This is a genomic window from Trinickia sp. NRRL B-1857, from assembly GCF_050470685.1.
Classification (GTDB): Bacteria; Pseudomonadota; Gammaproteobacteria; order Burkholderiales; family Burkholderiaceae; genus Trinickia.
This window is the reverse complement of the sequence record NZ_JBFLUK010000001.1, coordinates 2,833,966-2,851,435: the sequence shown is the minus strand read 5'-3', so window position 1 is coordinate 2,851,435 and position 17,470 is coordinate 2,833,966. Positions and strand designations below refer to the sequence as shown.

At 63.8% G+C, this 17,470-nt stretch carries 17 protein-coding genes; 16 read left to right on the top strand and 1 reads right to left on the bottom strand.

The window, feature by feature from the left end:
- Positions 1–51: 51 nt before the first annotated feature.
- From fliF to AB1286_RS12635, 16 genes are all read left to right on the top strand, one after another.
- Positions 52–1,860, top strand: coding sequence for a flagellar basal-body MS-ring/collar protein FliF (gene fliF / locus AB1286_RS12710; protein ID WP_430363622.1), 1,809 nt, complete (start codon positions 52–54; stop codon positions 1,858–1,860).
- Complete coding sequence (gene fliG / locus AB1286_RS12705; RefSeq protein WP_430363621.1) at positions 1,850–2,845, top strand: flagellar motor switch protein FliG; 996 nt, start codon at positions 1,850–1,852, stop codon at positions 2,843–2,845. Before fliF ends, fliG begins: the two co-directional genes overlap by 11 nt.
- On the top strand, positions 2,838–3,506 hold the full coding sequence (fliH, locus tag AB1286_RS12700; protein WP_116137410.1) for a flagellar assembly protein FliH: 669 nt from the start codon (positions 2,838–2,840) through the stop codon (positions 3,504–3,506). The genes fliG and fliH overlap by 8 nt, the downstream gene beginning before the upstream one ends.
- Positions 3,500–5,182, top strand: a complete 1,683-nt coding sequence (gene fliI, locus AB1286_RS12695) for a flagellar protein export ATPase FliI (protein WP_430363620.1) — start codon at positions 3,500–3,502, stop codon at positions 5,180–5,182. The genes fliH and fliI overlap by 7 nt, the downstream gene beginning before the upstream one ends.
- Positions 5,183–5,195: 13 nt before the next feature.
- The gene (gene fliJ, locus AB1286_RS12690; protein ID WP_430363619.1) at positions 5,196–5,648 is read left to right on the top strand and encodes a flagellar export protein FliJ; all 453 of its coding nucleotides are present in this window, start codon (positions 5,196–5,198) and stop codon (positions 5,646–5,648) included.
- A 73-nt stretch (positions 5,649–5,721) separates the two neighbouring features.
- Positions 5,722–7,215: a flagellar hook-length control protein FliK gene (locus tag AB1286_RS12685; protein WP_430363618.1), complete on the top strand. Its 1,494-nt coding sequence runs from the start codon at positions 5,722–5,724 to the stop codon at positions 7,213–7,215.
- A gap of 245 nt (positions 7,216–7,460) precedes the next feature.
- Complete coding sequence (fliL, locus tag AB1286_RS12680; RefSeq protein ID WP_430363617.1) at positions 7,461–7,961, top strand: flagellar basal body-associated protein FliL; 501 nt, start codon at positions 7,461–7,463, stop codon at positions 7,959–7,961.
- An 82-nt stretch (positions 7,962–8,043) separates the two neighbouring features.
- Positions 8,044–9,045: a flagellar motor switch protein FliM gene (fliM, locus tag AB1286_RS12675; RefSeq protein WP_430363616.1), complete on the top strand. Its 1,002-nt coding sequence runs from the start codon at positions 8,044–8,046 to the stop codon at positions 9,043–9,045.
- Positions 9,038–9,526, top strand: coding sequence for a flagellar motor switch protein FliN (fliN, locus tag AB1286_RS12670; protein WP_430363615.1), 489 nt, complete (start codon positions 9,038–9,040; stop codon positions 9,524–9,526). The genes fliM and fliN overlap by 8 nt, the downstream gene beginning before the upstream one ends.
- The gene (gene fliO, locus AB1286_RS12665; RefSeq protein WP_430363614.1) at positions 9,526–10,098 is read left to right on the top strand and encodes a flagellar biosynthetic protein FliO; all 573 of its coding nucleotides are present in this window, start codon (positions 9,526–9,528) and stop codon (positions 10,096–10,098) included. Before fliN ends, fliO begins: the two co-directional genes overlap by 1 nt.
- On the top strand, positions 10,099–10,878 hold the full coding sequence (gene fliP / locus AB1286_RS12660) for a flagellar type III secretion system pore protein FliP (protein ID WP_430363613.1): 780 nt from the start codon (positions 10,099–10,101) through the stop codon (positions 10,876–10,878).
- Between the two features lie 35 nt (positions 10,879–10,913).
- Positions 10,914–11,183, top strand: coding sequence for a flagellar biosynthesis protein FliQ (fliQ, locus tag AB1286_RS12655; protein WP_430363612.1), 270 nt, complete (start codon positions 10,914–10,916; stop codon positions 11,181–11,183).
- A gap of 27 nt (positions 11,184–11,210) precedes the next feature.
- The gene (fliR, locus tag AB1286_RS12650; protein WP_430363611.1) at positions 11,211–11,993 is read left to right on the top strand and encodes a flagellar biosynthetic protein FliR; all 783 of its coding nucleotides are present in this window, start codon (positions 11,211–11,213) and stop codon (positions 11,991–11,993) included.
- A 279-nt stretch (positions 11,994–12,272) separates the two neighbouring features.
- Positions 12,273–13,358 (top strand): NucA/NucB deoxyribonuclease domain-containing protein, encoded by a 1,086-nt coding sequence (locus AB1286_RS12645; protein WP_430363610.1) that lies wholly within the window; start codon positions 12,273–12,275, stop codon positions 13,356–13,358.
- 37 nt (positions 13,359–13,395) lie between these two features.
- Positions 13,396–14,544, top strand: a complete 1,149-nt coding sequence (locus tag AB1286_RS12640) for a hypothetical protein (RefSeq protein ID WP_430363609.1) — start codon at positions 13,396–13,398, stop codon at positions 14,542–14,544.
- Positions 14,545–14,599: 55 nt separating this feature from the next.
- Complete coding sequence (locus tag AB1286_RS12635) at positions 14,600–16,030, top strand: hypothetical protein (RefSeq protein WP_430363608.1); 1,431 nt, start codon at positions 14,600–14,602, stop codon at positions 16,028–16,030.
- A gap of 200 nt (positions 16,031–16,230) precedes the next feature.
- Here AB1286_RS12635 and flgL read toward each other — a convergent pair whose 3' ends face one another.
- Positions 16,231–17,469, bottom strand: coding sequence for a flagellar hook-associated protein FlgL (flgL, locus tag AB1286_RS12630; RefSeq protein ID WP_430365052.1), 1,239 nt, complete (start codon positions 17,467–17,469; stop codon positions 16,231–16,233).
- Position 17,470: the final 1 nt, after the last annotated feature.

The following is a 17,470-nucleotide window of genomic DNA, read 5'->3' as shown; positions in this document are numbered from 1 at the left end:
CCGATAGGATTCGCCGGCCGGACACCCCCGCATTCCGGAGAAACCCGACGCATGGATTCGCAGGCTAACTCTTTGATCAACCCCGACGCCCGAATGGGCCTCGCGAGCGCGCAGCCCGGCGCGGCAGCGGCCGGCGCCCTGCAAGGCGCGGGCTCGGCCGGCGGCGCCGAATTCGGCGGCTTCGCGCAGCGGCTCTCGACGCTGTCGCAGATGCGCGGCAACCCGCGCGCGCCGCTCATCGTCGCCGTGGCCGTGCTCATCGCCGTCGTGACCGCGCTGGTGCTCTGGAGCCGTACCCCCGACTATCACGTCCTTTATAGCGGGCTGTCGGATCAGGACGGCGGCACTATTATTGCCGCACTGCAACAAGCGAACGTGCCCTATAAGTTGTCGGAAGGCGGTTCCGCCATTCTCGTGCCGTCGGACCAAGTCAACGACGTGCGCCTGAAGCTCGCCTCGCAAGGCCTGCCCAAGAGCGGTTCGGTCGGCATGGAATTGATGGACAACGAAAAGTTCGGCATTAGCCAGTTCGCCGAGCAAGTGAATTACCAGCGCGCACTCGAAGGCGAGCTGGAACGCACGATTCAATCGATCTCGGTGGTGCGCCAAGCGCGGGTACACCTCGCGATTCCCAAGCCCACCGTTTTCGTACGCGATCGCGAAGCGCCGACGGCGTCGGTGCTCGTGAATCTGTTCCCGGGACGGGTGCTCGACGAAGGGCAAGTTTCGGCGATCACGCATATGGTCGCCTCGAGCGTCGCCGATCTGCCGGTCAAGAACGTCACGATCGTCGACCAGGACGGCACGCTGCTCACGCAAGCCGCCTCGCTCGCCGGCCTCGACGCCACGCAGCTCAAATACGTTCAACAAGTCGAGCACAACACGCAGCAACGGATCGACGCGATCTTGGCGCCGCTGTTCGGCGCGGGCAACGCCCACTCGCAAGTGAGCGCCGACATCGACTTCACGCAGCAAGAACAGACGTCGGAAACCTACGGCCCCAACGGCAACCCGCAGCAGGCCTCGATTCGCAGCCAGCAAACGAGCCAAGCGACCGACATGCAGCAAGGCGGTGCCTCGGGCGTACCGGGCGCACTGTCGAACACGCCGCCGCAACCGGCGTCCGCCCCGCTCGTTGCGGCGAGCGGCGCGCAAGCCGCGGGCGTGACGACGACGCCGATCAGCGAGCGCAAGGACGCCACGACGAACTACGAGCTCGACAAGCGCGTGAGCCACGTCGAACAAGCCAAGGGCGGCGTCAAGCGCCTGTCCGCCGCGGTCGTCATCAATTACCAGCGCGTCGTCGACGCCAAGGGCCACGCGAGCATGCAGCCGCTCACGCCCGAAAAGCTCGCGCAAGTCACGCAGCTCGTAAAGGACGCGATGGGCTACGACGCCAAGCGCGGCGACTCGGTCAACATCGTCAATTCGACGTTCACGACCGACGTCGATCCGCTCGCGAACCTGCCGTGGTGGAAGCAGCCGCAGATCATGTCGCTCGCGATGTCGGCGGCGAAGTGGCTCGGTATCGGCCTCGTGGCGCTGGTCCTCTATCTGATGATGATCAAGCCCGCACTGCGGCGCGCGTTCCCGCCGCCGTCGGAGACGCAAGCCGCCGACGGCTCGGGCGCCGCCGGCATGCTGGACGGCCCCGGCGAGCCCGTGCTGCTCGACGGCGGCTCGCCCTCGCCGGTCACGACGGCGATGGAACTCGATACGGACATGGAGCAAAACCTCCTCGCGTTCGAGAACGAGAAGCACAAGTTCGAACGGAACCTCGATTACGCGCGGACCATCGCGCGCAAGGATCCGAAGATCGTAGCGACGGTTGTCAAGAATTGGGTGTCCGATGAGCGCTGAAGGGGTCACGAAGAGCGCGCTTCTGCTGATGTCGATCGGCGAGGAAGAAGCCGCTGAAGTTTTCAAGTTTCTCGCGCCGCGCGAAGTGCAAAAGATCGGCGCCGCGATGGCCGCGCTCAAGAACGTGACGCGCGAAGAGGTCGAGAACGTCCTCCAAGACTTCGTCAAAGAGGCCGAGCAGCACACGGCGATGTCGCTCGATTCGAACGACTACATTCGCTCCGTGCTGACGAAGGCGCTCGGCGAAGACAAGGCCGGCGTGCTGATCGACCGGATCTTGCAAGGCAGCGACACGAGCGGGATCGAAGGGCTCAAGTGGATGGACTCGCCCGCCGTGGCCGAGCTCATCAAGAACGAGCACCCGCAGATCATCGCGACGATTCTCGTGCACTTGGACCGCGACCAAGCCTCGGAAATCGCAGCTTGCTTCACGGAGCGGCTGCGTAACGACGTGCTGCTGCGGATCGCGACGCTCGACGGGATTCAGCCCGCCGCGCTGCGCGAACTCGACGATGTCCTCACGGGCTTGCTCTCGGGCAGCGACAACCTGAAGCGCAGCCCGATGGGCGGTATCCGCACGGCGGCCGAAATCCTGAACTTCATGCCGAGCATCCACGAGGAATCGATTCTCGAGAACGTGCGCCAGTACGACGCCGATCTCGCGCAAAAGATCATCGACCAGATGTTCGTGTTCGAAAACCTGCTCGACCTCGAAGACCGCGCGATTCAGTTGCTGCTCAAGGAAGTCGAGTCGGAGGCGCTCATCATCTCGCTCAAGGGCGCGCCGCCCGCGCTGCGTCAGAAGTTCCTCTCGAACATGTCGCAGCGTGCGGCCGAGCTGCTCGCGGAAGACCTCGACGCGCGCGGTCCGGTGCGGGTCTCGGAAGTGGAAACGCAACAGCGCCGTATCTTGCAGATCGTGCGCAACCTGGCCGAAAGCGGCCAGATCGTGATCGGTGGAAAGGCGGAAGATGCATATGTCTGATTCAGGCCGTTCGGACAAGAAGCCCGTCTCGGCGTACCAGCGCTGGGAGATGGCTTCGTTCGACCCGCCGCCGCCGCCCGATCCCGTCCGCGAGAACAAACTCGCGCAGGAAATCCAACGCATTCGCGCCGCGGCCCACCAGCAAGGGCTCGCATCGGGGCACGTCGCCGGGCAAGCGATCGGCTACCAGGCCGGCTTCGATCAAGGTCATGCGCAAGGTCTCGAAAAAGGCCGGCAAGAAGCGCATGCCGAAGCCGCGCGGCTCGCCGGTCTCGCCGATGCGTTCAAGGCCGCGCTCGACGGCGCCCAAGCGGAAATGGCGGAATCGCTCGTCGCGCTGGCGATCGATATCGCGCAACAAGTCGTGCGCCAGCACGTCGCGCACGACCCGGCCGCCGTCATCGCCGCCGCCCGCGAAGTGCTCGCGGCCGAACCGGCGCTTTCCGGCGCGCCGCAATTGATCGTCAATCCCGCCGACTTGCCGATCGTCGAAGCCTATTTGAAAGACGAGCTCGATACGCTCGGTTGGAATGTACGCACCGACGTCGCGGTGGAGCGTGGCGGATGCCGCGCCCAGGCTGCGACCGGTGAAATCGACGCCACGATCGGCACGCGTTGGCAACGCGTCGTGGCGGCGCTCGGTAAGGTAAGTCAATGGTAAACCCCGCCCCCACCGTCGAATCGCTGCGCGCAAGCGGGCTCTCGCCGCTCGAAGTCGAACTGGCGCTTGCCTCGTTCGGTCCCGAGGCCGCGAGCCAAGCGCGTCCGGCGCTCGAGTCGAAGACGAGCGAGTCCGCCCACGGCGGCTTCGATCCGGCCGACGAGTGGGCCGCGATCGATGCGATCGACGCCATCACCAAAGTCGCCGCAGGCGAAGACGCACAGCAGGCCGTGCACGCACCGCAGCCCGCCGCATCGCGCGCCGGCGCACCGCTCGCGCCGTTCACGCCCGACCCCGCGCTCGCGAATAACCGTCATTTGTCGGCGTGGCGCACGCGCCTCGATGGCTTGCGCGAGCGCAGCGCGCTCGCCCGGCCGCTGTCCGCCTGCGGGCGTCTGACGCGCGCCGCGGGCCTCGTGCTCGAGGCGGTCGGCATGCGCATGGCCGTGGGCGCCGAATGTTTGATCGAAATGCCGCCCGGCAGCACGTTGCCGACGGCCGAGGCGGAGGTCGTCGGTTTCGCCGGCGACCGGCTGTTTTTGATGCCGACGACCGAATTCGCGGGCCTGTTGCCCGGCGCGCGCGTCTATCCGCGCGAAAGCGCCCCGCTCGCCGATCCGCTCGCGGGCGCGAAGCGCCTGCCGGTCGGCTGGGGCATGCTCGGGCGCGTGGTCGATTCGTCGGGCCGCCCGCTCGACGGGCTGGGCCCGCTTAATACCGGCGCCGACGCGCCCCTCTCGGCGCCTTCGATCAACCCGCTTCAACGCGAGCCGATTCACAAGGTGCTCGACGTCGGCGTGCGCGCGATCAACTCGCTGCTCACCGTCGGACGCGGCCAGCGCATGGGCTTGTTCGCGGGCTCGGGCGTCGGTAAATCGGTGCTGCTCGGCACGATGGCGCGCTACACGAGCGCCGAGGTGATCGTGATCGGGCTCATCGGCGAGCGCGGCCGCGAAGTGAAGGAATTCATCGAGCAGATCCTCGGCGAAGACGGGCTCGCCCGTTCCGTCGTGGTGGCGGCGCCGGCCGACGTCTCCCCGCTCATGCGGATGCAAGGCGCCACGTATGCCACCTCGCTCGCCGAGTACTTCCGCGACCAAGGCAAGCACGTTCTGTTGTTGATGGATTCGCTCACGCGCTACGCCATGGCGCAGCGCGAGATCGCGCTTGCGATCGGCGAGCCGCCCGCCACGAAAGGCTATCCGCCCTCCGTGTTCGCCAAACTGCCCGCGCTCGTGGAGCGCACCGGCAACGGCCCGGCAGGCGGCGGCTCGATCACGGCCTTCTATACCGTGCTGACCGAAGGCGACGATCAGCAAGACCCTATCGCCGACTCGGCGCGAGCGATTCTCGACGGCCACATCGTGCTGTCGCGCGCGCTCGCCGAGGCCGGCCACTATCCGGCGATCGATATCGAAGCGTCGATCAGCCGGGCGATGACGGCGCTCATCGACGAGAAGCATCTGGAACGTGTACGGCTGTTCAAGCAGATGCTGTCGCGTTATCAGCGCAATCGCGATTTGATCAACGTTGGGGCCTACTCGAGCGGACGCGATGCACTGCTCGACCGGGCGATCGCGCTGTATCCGCGCATCGAGGCATTTTTACAGCAGGGCTTTCGCGAATGTGCACCGTTCGACTCAAGCCTCAATATGCTTGATGCGCTGTTCCAATGAGGAGTCCTAAGCGATGGCGAATCATTTTCCAATCAAAACGCTAATCGATCTCGCGCAAAACGACGTCGATGCGGCGGCCAAGCAGCTCGGCCGGGCGCAACGCGAGCGCGCGGACGTGCAGACGCAGTTGGAATCGCTGGTGCGCTATCGCGACGAGTATCACGCGAACTTCTCGGCTTCGGCCCAGGCCGGCATGCCCGCCGGCAATTGGCGCAACTTTCAGGCGTTCATCGATACGCTCGACGCGGCGATCGAACAGCAGCGACGCCTGCTCACGGCGGCCACTTCGCGTGTCGAGGCGGCTAAGCCCGAGTGGCAGCGTCAGAAGCAAAAGCTAGGATCGTACGAAGTCTTGCAGGCGCGCGGCGAAGCGGCCGAGGCACGTGTGGCCGCGCGGCGCGAGCAGCGCGACGCCGACGAGCACGCCGCCAAGATACTGCGTATGCGTCGTGAAAGCTTGAATTGAATTGAACCGGAATCGAATCGGCCGGCACGCGCCCCTCGGGCACCGCTCGGCCGACGCACACTAAGGCATAGCCATGTCGCCCATTTCTCTTCTCGGGTCTCTCTCGGGAACGCCGAGCACCTCGTCCGCCAGCGCCTCCTCGGGCGCAAACGCGCAGACAGCCGCGCCGTTCTCGCAGGCCCTGCAACAAAGCGTGCACGCGCAGCAACAGGCCGCCCAGTCGACTCAATCGGCGCAGTCCGCCGCGAACGCTTCCACGCAGAACAACGCCGCGTCGCAGTCGACGCAGCCCAAGTCTCCCGCGAACGGCGGGGCGGCGGACGGTGCCGATAGCACCGCCGACGCATCGTCGAGTACGGCTCCGAGCGACGGCACGTCGTCCTCGCAAGCGAGCACGGGTACTAAGAGCAGCGATGCGTCGTCGAACGCACAGCAGCAAGCGAGTCAGGATCAAAACGCAGCGGCGGCCGCCGCCGCGGTAGGTAGTGCGCAAGCGCAGGCGCAGGCCGCGGCTCAAGCAGCCGCTCAAGCCGCGGCGCAACAAGCGCAAGCCACCGCCGGCACGGGTGCAACCGCTAGCGGGACCCCGGACGCGACCGCCGCCGTCGGCCAATCGACGAAGGGCAGCGAGCCGAAGACGGTGCGCGCTGCGCTCGAAGCGGCGCTCGCAGCCCAGATGGGCACGCAAGGCGCGACGGCGACCGGCGCCACGGCAGGCGCCACCGGTACGCCGGTGCTCGGCAACGGCGGCAATACGGCCGGCACCGGCAACCTCACCAACGGAATGGGCTCGTTGCCGCTCAATTCGAAACTCGTGGGGACGTTGACGGGCGACGCCAAGAACGCCAACGCCCAGGCGATCGGCGCCGCGACGGAGCAAGCCGCCAAAGCGAGCGCGGGCGCGACGGCCTCGCCCGACAGTGCAGCGCTCGCCACGGCTCAAGCACTCGCGAGCGGCGGCGATGCGACCGCGGCGATCGCCACGCTCAAGGACAACGCCGAAGCGGCCCGCACGACGCTCGCCGCAAGCCAAGCGGCCACGGCCGCGAGCCTGGCCAGCGCAAGCGCCCAGGCGGCCGCGACGACCCCGAACGCGGCAGCGGCCGCGGCGGCTTCGCTCGCGCCCCAGGTCGGCACCCCCGATTGGGAAGATGCGCTCAGCCAGAAGGTCGTTTTCCTATCGAATGCGCACCAGCAAAGCGCCGAACTGACGCTCAACCCGCCCGATCTCGGCCCGCTGCAAGTGGTGCTGCAAGTGGCCGACAACCATGCGCACGCTCTGTTCGTCTCGCAGCACCAACAGGTGCGCGAGGCGGTCGAGGCCGCGCTGCCCAAGCTGCGCGACGCGTTGGAGGCCGGCGGTCTCGGCCTCGGCAGCGCGAGCGTCAGCGACGGTTTCGCGCGTCAAGCGAATCAGCAGCAAGCCGGCAATCAAGGCGGCAACGGATCGGGCCGGCGCGGCAGCGGGGGCTCAGGTCTAGGCGACAGCGGCGCCGACCCCACCGTGACGGCTTCGGCCTCGATTGCCGCCCGGCGCACCGTCGGTCTCGTCGACACGTTCGCCTAACGCTCGAGCAGGCGCGATTCGAGTCTCGGCGGGCGACCGCCGAGCGCTATGCGTTCGGGCATCCGGCCACGGACGCCCACAGTCGCTGCGCGGTGCTACCCTATCGCACCCCGTTTTTCAGCCTCAGCGCGAGCGCCTCCGGCTTAAACGGATGAGATGGCGTCGAATGTCCCTTCTTTTCGGCTTATCGCTAGAGCCCGGTATAGCCAACAATTCACCCTACCGCACTCACGCAAAGCATTGTCATGGCATCCACGACCGCAGCTCAGCAAACCGTCGACGTTCCCGCGAAATCGCGCAAGCTCAAACGCATCGTGCTGATCGTTTTGATCGCGCTCGTTGCAGCGGGCGCCGCCGCCGCGGGCATGTACTTCTTCCTGCTCAAGAACGGCTTAGGTAACGGCAAGCCGGTGCCGCCGCCCCCGCCGCCGCCGCCCGTCTTCTTCGCGCTCGACCCGATGACGGTCAATCTCCTGTCCGACGACGGCCAGCATTACCTGCGCGTCGGTCTGTCGCTGAAGCTTGCCGATGCGAAGATCCAGGAGGCGCTCACGCAGCACATGCCCGAGATCCGCAGCCGCATCTTGCTCGATCTGTCGAACAAGCATCCGGAAGATCTGCAAACGCTCGAGGGCAAGCACGCGCTGGCGCGCGAGCTGAAGACACTGATCGAGAAACCGACGGACGCGAGCGAGCCGCCGGTGCACGTCGAAGACGTGCTCTTTACGGAATTCGTGGTCCAGTAGCGCGGGATGCCCGGCGTTTCGCCGGGCTGAACGTGCCACTTTAGGCGTTACTCACAACCGCAATACAGGGACGAGCAAAGCGATGGGCCACGAAGAGTTCATGTCCCAAGAGGAAGTCGATGCACTCCTCAAGGGCGTAACCGGCGAATCCGATGCCGACACCGAAAACCGCGAGAAGACGGGCGTACGCCCGTACAACATCGCGACGCAAGAACGGATCGTTCGCGGCCGGATGCCCGGCCTCGAAATCATCAACGAGCGCTTCGCGCGCCTCTTGCGCCTCGGCATCTTCAATTTCATGCGCCGCACCGCCGAGATCTCGGTCGGTCCGGTCAAAGTGCTGAAGTACAGCGAGTTCACGCGCAATCTACCGATTCCGACGAACCTGAACCTCGTTCACGTCAAGCCGCTGCGCGGCACGTCGTTGTTCGTGTTCGATCCGAACCTCGTGTTCTTCGTCGTCGACAATCTGTTCGGCGGCGACGGCCGGTTTCATACGCGCGTCGAAGGGCGAGATTTCACGGCGACCGAGCAACGGATCATCGGGAAGTTGCTGAACCTCGTGTTCGAGCACTACACGACGGCCTGGAAGAGCGTTCGGCCGTTGCAGTTCGAATTCATGCGTTCGGAGATGCATACGCAGTTCGCCAACGTGGCGACGCCGAACGAAATCGTCATCGTCACGCAGTTCTCGATCGAATTCGGACCGACGGGCGGCACGCTGCACATCTGCATGCCGTACTCGATGATCGAACCGATTCGCGACGTGCTGACCTCGCCGATTCAAGGCGAAGCGCTCGAAGTCGACCGCCGCTGGATCCGCGTGCTGTCGAAACAGGTGCAGGCGGCCGAGGTCGAGCTGACAGCCGATCTGGCCCATATCCCGGTTACGTTCGAGGACATCCTGAATATGAGCGCGGGCGATGTCCTGCCGATCAATATTCCCGAAAACATCGTTGCCAAGGTCGACGGCGTGCCCGTCATGGAATGCGGCTACGGAATCTTCAATGGTCAATATGCGTTGCGCGTGCAAAAAATGATCAGCGCATCGGAAAACACGATTAAGGAAACGGATTATGAGTGATCTGAACGCGACGCCGGGACAAGGCTCGGCCGAACTCGACGCGCAAATGGCCGCCATGGCCGCCGAAACCGCCAAGAGCGCGGCGCCGGCCGCCGACGAAGAAGCGAGCTTGGACGATTGGGCGGCCGCGCTGGCCGAGCAGAACACGAACCCGGCACCGGCGCCTGCCGCCGCCGGCGTGTTCCAGCCGCTGTCGAAAGTCGAATCGACCACGACGCGCAACGACATCGACATGATCCTGGACATCCCGGTCCAGATGACGGTCGAGCTAGGGCGCACGAAAATTGCGATCCGCAATTTGCTGCAACTTGCGCAAGGTTCCGTCGTCGAACTCGACGGGATGGCCGGCGAGCCGATGGACGTGCTCGTGAACGGCTGTTTGATTGCCCAAGGCGAAGTCGTCGTGGTCAACGACAAGTTCGGCATCCGGCTGACCGACATCATTACGCCGGCCGAACGCATTCGAAAACTGAACCGTTGATGAAATCACGCTTGCACCGTGCGCCGCTTGAGCGGCGCGTGGCAGCAATCCTTCCCGCGGCGTGCGCGGCCGCAGCCGCCGCCGCACTCGCGGCTTTCGCGCCGGCGGCAGCGGCTGCCGACATGAACGCGGTGAACAACGCCGCGAAGATCGCCTCGAGCGTCGGGGCGGGCACCGCCGTGCCGTCCGTCGGCGTGGGCGCCGTGCTGCAAACGCTCGTCGGCTTGGCCATCGTCGTCGCCCTCGTGTTCGCCTGCGCTTGGCTCGCCCGGCGCCTCGGCTTGCAGCCCTCCGGGCGCGGCGGGCTCGTGCGCACCGTGGGCGGCGTGTCGCTCGGCGGCAAGGAACGCGTGACCGTCGTCGAAATCGGCGACACCTGGCTCGTGCTCGGCGCGGCCCCCGGTAGCGTCCGGCTGCTCCATACGATGCCGGCGCCGGCGCCGGGCACCCCCGGCAGCGAAGCCGATATCGCCGGCGGCACCCTATCCGGCACGTTCGGCGCGCGTTTTCGCTCCGCGCTCGGCAACGAAGCCAAAAAACGGTTTTCTCGGCCTTCGGGCGGAGGCAAGTAAATGTCGTCCAGTCCCATCGTGCGGCTCGCACGCGCCGTGGCGCCCGCACTGCCATTGCTGATCTTCTCGCTGTTGCCCCACCTCGCCCACGCGCAAACGGCGCCGAACGGCCTGCCGGCATTCACGACGAGTCCCGGCCCCAACGGCGGCACTACCTACTCGTTGAGCGTGCAGACGATGCTGCTGCTCACGATGTTGTCGTTTTTGCCGGCCATGGTGCTGATGATGACGAGCTTCACGCGCATCATCATCGTCCTGTCGCTGCTACGCCAGGCAATGGGCACGAGCACGACGCCGCCCAATCAGGTACTCGTCGGCCTGGCCCTGTTTTTGACGCTGTTCGTGATGTCGCCTGTTATCGACAAGGCTTACAACGACGGCTACAAGCCGTTCTCGGACGGCACGATCTCGATGGAGACCGCCGTGACGCGCGGCGTGGCGCCGTTCAAGCAGTTCATGCTGAAGCAAACGCGCGAATCGGATCTCGCCCTGTTCGCGAAGATTTCGCACTCGCCGCCGCTGCAAGGTCCGGAGGACGTGCCGCTCTCGCTGCTCGTACCGGCTTTCGTCACCAGCGAACTGAAAACGGCCTTTCAGATCGGCTTCACGATCTTCATTCCGTTTTTGATCATCGACATGGTCGTTGCCAGCGTCTTGATGTCGATGGGGATGATGATGGTTTCGCCCATTACGATTTCCTTGCCGTTCAAGCTCATGCTGTTCGTGCTCGTGGACGGCTGGCAGTTGCTCATCGGTTCGCTCGCTCAGAGCTTTACCTGAGTTCGCCCCAAGCTATCCGAGGAAGCGCCTCAATCATGACGCCCGAATCCGTTCTCACCCTCGCGCACCGCGCGATGTACGTGGCCCTGCTGCTCACCGCGCCGCCGCTGATCGTCTCGCTCGTGGTGGGCTTGCTCGTGAGCTTCTTTCAGGCCGCCACCCAGATCAACGAGTCCACGCTGTCGTTCATTCCGAAGCTGATGGCCGTGACGATCACGCTCGTGATCGCGGGACCGTGGATGCTTTCCATCGTGCTCGATTACATGCGGGAAATGCTGACAAGCATCCCGTCGCTCGCGGGGTAGCGCGCCGGCTCGCCCCTCGATCCGCCGATGTTTACCGTCACTTACGCACAACTTAACGTCTGGCTCACGGCCTTTCTCTGGCCGTTTTCGCGTATCGCCGCGCTGATCGCGGCCGCGCCGATGCTCGGCCATCGGTCGATTCCCGCACGCGTCAAAATCGCCCTCGCGGCGTTCATCACGCTCGTCGTCGCCCCGACATTGCCCGCCATGCCGCAGGCGACGGTGTTTTCCGCCGCGGGCGTCTGGATCATGGTCATGCAGTTTTTGATCGGCGCGGCGCTCGGCTTCACGATGCAACTCGTGTTCACTGCCGTCGAGATGGCAGGCACGCTCGTCGGTCTGCAAATGGGGCTCGGCTTCGCGACGTTCTTCGACCCGACGTCCAACGCGTCCTCGCAGGTCATTTCGAGCTTCTTGAACATGATCGCGATGCTGGCCTTCCTCGCCTACAACGGCCACACGCAGATCATCGCGGCGCTCATCGAGTCGTTCCAATCGGTGCCGATCGCGGCGACCATGTACGGGCCGCCGGGATTCCGGACGCTCGTGCAATGGGGCGGCTCGATTTTTACCGCGGGGTTGCTGCTCTCGCTCCCTGTCGTCGTCGCGTTGCTCGTCGCCAGTCTGTCGCTCGGCATTCTCAATCGCGCGGCGCCGCAGATCGGCGTGTTTCAAATCGGCTTTTCGGTCACGCTGATGGTCGGCATGCTGCTTTTGATGCTGATGCTGCCGAACATGATTCCGTTCTTCGCTCATCTGGTCGATACGGGCATCGACCAGATGGGGCGGGTGGCCGCGGCGCTGCGGTAGCCAATACGACTCTTGTTTTGTCTAGGTCGTCTCATTTCTCTTAGTGCCGCAGCGCCTTGTGCTGGCGTTCGCGGCCGTTCAAAACAGTTCTCAAGTAACCGCGATTTTTAGCTGAATCGCGTTTGCAACGTAGCGCTTAAAAAAACTAGCCGGGTACCTCCTCTCCCGGCGTGCGGCGTTAAAAGGTCCGAAAAACCGTTCGATCTGGGTTTAACCGTTCATCCGCGGCGACGATCACGCCGCGCGATGAAGCGCGAACTAGGAAAACAAGGACGAACAATGAACCTGAGAGCTGCTGCTTATGTCGGCGCGTACTTCGTCGTGCTTGCCGGATCGCCCGCTACAGCCGCCGAGAGCGCGACTGACGTGTCGCCGATATGTACTACGGTCTTCAGTGAAGCCGGCCCGAGAACGTTGTTAAGCCGCGGCTCGCATTGCTTTCGCTCGAACGTTATGGATTTCGCAAGTAACAACCCCGAGCGAACGAACCCAACAAAGGCCGACGTGGAGGCCTACATGTACTCAGACAATGCCCTGAATCAATTGTCGTGGGACATCAAATTGCGCTTTCGTACCAATCCACGCGAAGGCGAATGGGTGCCGCTACAACTGAAGCCGTACATCGAGTGCGGAAGTAAATGCACGGCGACCTCAGCACCGACAATCGATCTGGTGCCGGGTGGACTCACGAACGAAGTCACCATTACGCTAACGCCCATGATGGAAGGCAATAATCTTGTGGAATTTCAGCCGTTCTTCGAGTACCGAATCGTGCGCACCGGAGAGTCATTAGAGGACGGGCAATCGATGGCTAACTTCCCCAGCGGTACGTACTCACACGTTCCGAAAATTCGCTGCGATATCGGCCTCGCGCGTCGTGGTACGAAAGGCTGCGTCTATCTCGAAGCGCCCGCGATATTCAGCGGAATTAGCATGAGCGATCCCGACGTCGATGAGTCTGCAATTCACATCCGGGAAGCGCAGGCGACGACCGGTATACCGGGCAAGTTCGTTGGGGCCGGCGACGGGAGCATCCTTGACGGTTCCGACGCGAAGCCGCTGACGCGGACACGCAGTCAAACACGCATTAAGGAAAACCGAGACGAAGCGCGGAAGCGGTACGTGGAGCAATATGCGGAGGAGCCCGTATGCGATCTAACGACTGATCCAGACGATGCTCCGGGCCCATGCAACTGCGACGAGTACCCGTTCGCCTCTACAAACGAAGGCGCGTCACAGGGACCTTTCTCGGTCAAACGCATCGACGCCAAGGACAATCAGCGAGCCGGCGCCCGCCTGGGCAACTTCTTCACGTCACAGCGCGTGATACAGGATGACAAGTTCTTCGTGAACATCACCGACTAACGGCCGAACGTTTTTGTATCGAACCGACGCTCATCGCATGTCAGATTCTTCTAAAACCTCAACGAACGCCACCCGCCGGCGCCCCTCCTGGTTCGGTAGGGCTGCCGAGCCGGGCGATCCGTCGTGGCTTGCTTCCGCTTACGAGCGCAGTTGTGACTGCGTCCGGGGCGAACTCCATAAGGAGTTCATTGCCGTCGACGACGCCAGCATGCGCGTCAGCGCAGACGAACTAAAAGCCCCCGACCATCGGCTGCGCGGCGAAGACTACGCACGTGGTGCCACGCTTATTCCGCAGGGCACACGCATCACGCCACGCGTGCAAACCCTGTTGACTGCCGCCGGCGTATCCACGATCCCCGTATACAGGCGCCCGCGCGCGTGCGTGGTTTTGAGCAGTTTCGACGCAGCGCCACCCGCCGACGTGGAGTACGACTGGCAGCGACCCGATTCAATGAGCGCCTACGTGCGCTCGCTGTTTGCGCGCTGGGGCTACGTGAGGCCTGCGGTCGAACCGTTGGCACCGTTTCAGCCGACGATTTGCGAAGAGGCGCGCACAGCATACATCAAGCGCGTGTTCGATCTAATGTCACGCTACGAGCTCTTGATCGGCGTCGGTATGCCGGCTGACTCTTGGATGCTTTCCCACGGGGTAGGCCTAGGCAATGGGATTTCATGTTTTCCGGAGAGCTACGAACGCGTCCATTTCGATAACACCCGGGAACGCGGCTTCATATGTGGCCTCGGCTATCACCGAACGCGGCCCATCGTTCTCTATCGCCGCCTTTTCCGCCCAGGATCGTTGAGCCGCAATTGCGGATCCGACGGCTTTACCTACTACGACAGGGCAGCCGTGGTCAACGTTGCCGGGCACACGCCCGAGATGGCGGCGATTATGCATCTGTTCGTCCGCCGCATCCTCGATTCAATGGAAGGGCTCGCACAGCCGGCGCCCGTTTGGCGCACGGGCATATTAGCGTCACCGATCACGCGACATCCGTTGGAGCACCGTTTTCCCTGGGGAATCGCGCACACCGACGAAGCCGGCCGTGTCGTCATTCAGGTGGACGACCTTCAAAACAGCCTCAGCCTGGACACCTTCACGACGTCGAACGCATTGGTCGCCATCCGCAGCGGTGCCGGACAGGTCGCCGCGGGCGAATGCGTCGATTACTTATCGCTCGACTAGCGCCCTACCGCGACTCGATATTCATTCGCCCGCCTCCTCGGCGCACTCTCATCCTATGATCGACTCATCTAAATACACATTGGACGCTGACCGTCAATGCCCGTCGTGGCTCAGATCTGCCTACGACGATTTGTGCGGGGCGGTCCGCGGCGAGCCGCATACTGAGCTCATCCCCGTCGAGGACGCCTGCATGCGCGTCACCGCCGAGGACGTGAAAGCACCGGGCCCTGTCCCGCGCGTGCCGTACACGCTGCGCCGTGGGTACGCGGTGCGAGCGGCCGATACCGCCGGCGCATCAAGGGCCCATCCCGTGGAACTGGAAAAGAACTGCGGGGGGCTCCGCAACTTCATCGAAACCGGAGGCGACCCAGCCGCGAGCGCATTAGAGCGGGGCCAATGCGAGTACTTGCCCGCAGGCATCCCCTTACCTGAAGACGCCGATGCGGTCCTCTATACCCCTCCGGTGGAGACGGACGAAGTCACCCTTCCTATAGAGTCGACGCTAAAAGTCACCGCCCCGGTGTCCAAGGGCGACAACGCCCGATTGGCTGGGCAAGACTATGAACGCGGCGCCACGCTCGTCGCTCGCGGCACACGTATCACGCCGCAGATACAAGCCGTGCTGATTGCCGCCGGGGTATTCACGGTGCCCGTATATAGAAGCCCGCGTGTGGGGGTGGTATTGAGCAGTTACGACGCGGTGCCGCCAGCCAATGTAGAGCATGCCTGGCAGCAGCCCGATTCGATGAGCGCCTACGTACGCTCGATGTTTGCCCGCTGGGGATACGTGATGCCATCGGTCGAACTGTTGACTCCACTGCCTCCAACGGATTCTCCGAATACCGCTCACGACGCCCAAGAGGTCTATCGCGATCGACTGCTCGATCTGATGTCGGCCTACGACTTGCTGATCGGCGTCGGTATGCCGGTGGACGGAACAATGCTCGGCAACGGTCTTGGCGGACCGGTTTCCTGCTTTCCTCACGGCCAAGAGCGTGTCCATTTCGACAATACGAAAGATCGCGGCTTCATATGCGGTCTTGGTGACGATCGCACCTCGCCCGTGCTTGGGAAGCACCCGTATTACCAGCCCGACTCGCCGAACGAGATATTCCGGTACGACGGCTTTTATATCTATGATAGGGCGATCGTGTTCAACGTTCCGGGGCAGACACCCGAGGTTGGCGCCGTGATGCACTTGTTCATCCGCCGCATCCTCGATTCGATGGAATACGTCGCACACCCGGGGCCCGTATGGCGACGGGGCACGTTGGCGTCCCCGCTCACCAGGCACGGCAAGGAACATCGCTTTATCTGGGGCGTGGCGCGCACCGACGAAAAAGGCCGTGTCGTCATCGAGGCGCGCGACGATCAGAACAGCCAGAGCTTGAGGAGCTTCGCGGTGTCGAACGTGTTGGTGGCCATTCGCAGCGGCGCGGATTCTCTCGCCGCGGGCGAATGCGTCGACTACTTGTTGCTCGAGTAGCCGGCCTCGTTTTCTCCACCGCACCTAACGATACCGCTCAGCCGACCAATCGATTCAGCCAACGCCACGATCTTGCGCACCTCCCGCGCAGCGAGTGATCTCCAGCCGAAAAAAAAGCCGAAGTCCCGAGGAGATGGGGCTTCGGCCTTATCGCACGCCCTCTCGGGCGTGTGGCTTCGTCAAACGTTAAGCGTCACGCGTCAACCGCCGATGTACTGGAACAGCGACATCCCCTGCATCTTCACGAACGTCTGCTGAGCCGCCTGCAACGCGTTTTGCGTCTCTTCGAACTTGCTGATCGCCGTGACCATGTCGACGCCGGTCAGATCCGCCAAGTTGCTTTGGATTTGCGTCGAATTGGTCCGCGTCGTCGTTTGCAGCGCCTGCAATTCTTGCTCGCGCCCACCCACCGACGCCTGCACCACCACCACGTTCGTCAACGAGTTTTGGAAGCGCGACACCGCGGTCGTCAGCGCATTCGATTGCGTTGCCGTTGCCGCCGGGTTGTTGCTCGCCGGTTGTTGCAAGGCCGAGATGATCGAATCGAGCGTCGCGAAGACGCTGCTGTTTTGCGGGGCCGTCGGGGGCGTGACCGAAAACGTATCGCCGGGAGCGGGTGCGCCTTTGATGGCCACTTGCATGCCCGAACCGAGCGCGATCGGCGTGTTTGCGTTGAACGCGGTGGCCGCCGTCGTGGTCGGCGGAACCGCGGTGTTGTCGGTCACCGTGTACGTCGGCGCCGCAGGCGTGCCGCCGAACGTGATCGTGTAATTGTCGCTGTTCGTCGCAATGGCCGGGTTCGTGATCGACGGCGCACCGATCAAACCGGTGCCCGTGTTCGTCGCGGCGCCGGCCGCCACGGGCGAGGTACCGACCGACGGTACCGTCAGAAACACGCTGGAGCCCGTATCGTTCGTCGCGACTTGGCGCGTATCCGTCACTTGCGCTTCGCGAATCCCGTTGTCGCCTTGGTAATTCACGCCGCCGCCCGTCGCATTCGTGAACGGCGCCGTCGTCGCTTGGAAGCCCGAGAACAGATAGTTGCCCGCGCCGTCGCTCGTGTTCGCCAGGTTCAAGAGCTCGCTGCGATAGCCCTGAAGCGCCTGCGCGATCGAGGAGCGATCGGTATCGTTCAAGGTACCGTCACCGGCCCGCGTGAGCTGGGACACGATGGTTGTCATCGTGCTCGTCACGCTCGAGAGCGTCTTGTCTTCGAGCTGCAACGACGAGAGCGCCGAGTTCTGATTCGACTGATATTGCGTCAGGGTCGCCGACGTCATCGTCAGTTGGACGGCCTGCGCCGCACCCAGCGGATTGTCGGCCGGCGTCGTGAGCGCCGTGCCGCTCGAGAGCTGCTGATAGTACGTGCCCAGCTGGCTCTGCTGGCTATCCATCGTCTGGATGTTCTGGTTATAGAACTGCGAAGTCGAGATGCGCATC

Coding starts and splice junctions, on each gene's coding strand:
- fliN (WP_430363615.1), top strand. CDS start 9,038: ATGAGTGATCTGAACGCGACGCCGGGACAAGGCTCGGCCGAACTCGAC.
- AB1286_RS12635 (WP_430363608.1), top strand. CDS start 14,600: ATGATCGACTCATCTAAATACACATTGGACGCTGACCGTCAATGCCCG.
- AB1286_RS12645 (WP_430363610.1), top strand. CDS start 12,273: ATGAACCTGAGAGCTGCTGCTTATGTCGGCGCGTACTTCGTCGTGCTT.
- flgL (WP_430365052.1), bottom strand. CDS start 17,469: ATGCGCATCTCGACTTCGCAGTTCTATAACCAGAACATCCAGACGATG.
- fliO (WP_430363614.1), top strand. CDS start 9,526: ATGAAATCACGCTTGCACCGTGCGCCGCTTGAGCGGCGCGTGGCAGCA.
- AB1286_RS12685 (WP_430363618.1), top strand. CDS start 5,722: ATGTCGCCCATTTCTCTTCTCGGGTCTCTCTCGGGAACGCCGAGCACC.
- fliP (WP_430363613.1), top strand. CDS start 10,099: ATGTCGTCCAGTCCCATCGTGCGGCTCGCACGCGCCGTGGCGCCCGCA.
- fliI (WP_430363620.1), top strand. CDS start 3,500: ATGGTAAACCCCGCCCCCACCGTCGAATCGCTGCGCGCAAGCGGGCTC.
- fliH (WP_116137410.1), top strand. CDS start 2,838: ATGTCTGATTCAGGCCGTTCGGACAAGAAGCCCGTCTCGGCGTACCAG.
- fliL (WP_430363617.1), top strand. CDS start 7,461: ATGGCATCCACGACCGCAGCTCAGCAAACCGTCGACGTTCCCGCGAAA.
- AB1286_RS12640 (WP_430363609.1), top strand. CDS start 13,396: ATGTCAGATTCTTCTAAAACCTCAACGAACGCCACCCGCCGGCGCCCC.
- fliM (WP_430363616.1), top strand. CDS start 8,044: ATGGGCCACGAAGAGTTCATGTCCCAAGAGGAAGTCGATGCACTCCTC.
- fliR (WP_430363611.1), top strand. CDS start 11,211: ATGTTTACCGTCACTTACGCACAACTTAACGTCTGGCTCACGGCCTTT.
- fliF (WP_430363622.1), top strand. CDS start 52: ATGGATTCGCAGGCTAACTCTTTGATCAACCCCGACGCCCGAATGGGC.
- fliG (WP_430363621.1), top strand. CDS start 1,850: ATGAGCGCTGAAGGGGTCACGAAGAGCGCGCTTCTGCTGATGTCGATC.
- fliQ (WP_430363612.1), top strand. CDS start 10,914: ATGACGCCCGAATCCGTTCTCACCCTCGCGCACCGCGCGATGTACGTG.
- fliJ (WP_430363619.1), top strand. CDS start 5,196: ATGGCGAATCATTTTCCAATCAAAACGCTAATCGATCTCGCGCAAAAC.